This is a genomic window from Butyricicoccus sp., assembly GCF_050872565.1.
Lineage (GTDB): Bacteria > Bacillota > Clostridia > Oscillospirales > Butyricicoccaceae > Butyricicoccus_A.
Genome location: NZ_JBNMHC010000472.1, coordinates 1 through 1,382, shown reverse-complemented (window position 1 = coordinate 1,382; position 1,382 = coordinate 1). Strand labels below are relative to the sequence as shown.

Annotated in this window: 1 protein-coding gene and 1 tRNA gene; both read left to right on the top strand. The window is 52.4% G+C overall.

All coding sequences use genetic code 11. The features are described from left to right. Positions 1 to 19: 19 nt before the first annotated feature. Positions 20 to 105, top strand: a tRNA-Leu gene (locus ACR0P9_RS12640). A gap of 65 nt (positions 106 to 170) precedes the next feature. After that, positions 171 to 1,373, top strand: coding sequence for an RtcB family protein (locus tag ACR0P9_RS12635; protein ID WP_432620684.1), 1,203 nt, complete (start codon positions 171 to 173; stop codon positions 1,371 to 1,373). Positions 1,374 to 1,382: the final 9 nt, after the last annotated feature.

Genomic DNA, 1,382 nt, shown 5'->3' with positions numbered 1-1,382 from the left:
ACAAAAGAAGAGACGCCATGCAGATGTGGCGGAATGGCAGACGCGCTAGCTTCAGGTGCTAGTGTTCGCAAGGACGTGAGGGTTCAAGTCCCTCCATCTGCACCAAAGACCTTAACGAAAGTTAAGGTCTTTTTGCTATATTCAGAACATTTCAGAACAGGAGGGAACCTATGATTGCCATTCGGGGAACACACAACACGGCAAAGTGCTTTTGCAAGACGCTGGAGCCACAGGCGCGGCAGCAAATCCAAGCGGTTTGTGACCAGCAGGCGTTTGCGGATTCTAACATTCGCATCATGCCGGATGTACATGCCGGTGTGGGATGCACGATTGGAACGACAATGACGCTGAGGGATAAAGTTGTGCCCGGCATGGTCGGTGTGGACATTGGCTGCGGCATGGAAACCGTCAAGCTCAGAGAGACGAGCATGGATTTTGACGAATTGGATCGCGTCATTCGCACGCAGATTCCGTCGGGACATGCGATTCACCCGCAGCCGCATCCGCTGGCAAAGGACATCGACCTGAGAGAGCTGCACTGTGCCGGACACGTGGACATCAAGCGCGCGCAATGCAGCATCGGCACGCTGGGCGGCGGCAATCATTTTATTGAGATAGACCGAGGAGAAGACGGACACCTGTATCTGGTGGTGCATTCGGGCAGTCGGCATCTCGGCGTGGAGACAGCGAGCTTTTATCAAAAAGCAGGCTGGAAGACATTGCAGCAGGGATATAGACCGCTGGTGCAGGAGGCAATGCAGCAGCTCAAAGCGCAGGGGCGCGAACAGGACATTGCGCGCACCACGGCGCAAATCAAACGGGAATACACGCCGGATGTTCCCAAAGAGCTGGCGTATGTATCCGGCGAGCTGTTTGCCGATTACATCCATGATATGAAGCTGGTGCAGCGGTTTGCGGTTTATAATCGGCAGGCAATGGTACAGAGTATCTTGCAAAATATGCGATTAACCTGTTTGGATGCCTTTTCGACGATTCACAATTATATTGATACCGATGCGATGATTTTGCGCAAGGGGAGCGTCTCTGCAAAACAGGGAGAAACACTGCTCATTCCGATCAATATGCGCGATGGCAGTCTGATTTGCGTGGGAAAGGGCAACAAAGACTGGAATGAGTCGGCGCCACATGGTGCCGGCCGTCTGATGAGCCGCACCGATGCCAAACAGACGCTGACATTGGAACAATTTCAGCAATCTATGCGCGGCATTTATACCACCTGTGTGCAGCAAGGCACGCTGGATGAATCGCCAATGGCATATAAAACGATGAACGAAATTGTGGAACAAATTGCGCCGACAGCGGACATTGTACAGCGCATTCGGCCGGTATATAATTTCAAAGCGGCAGAATGATGAATGTTT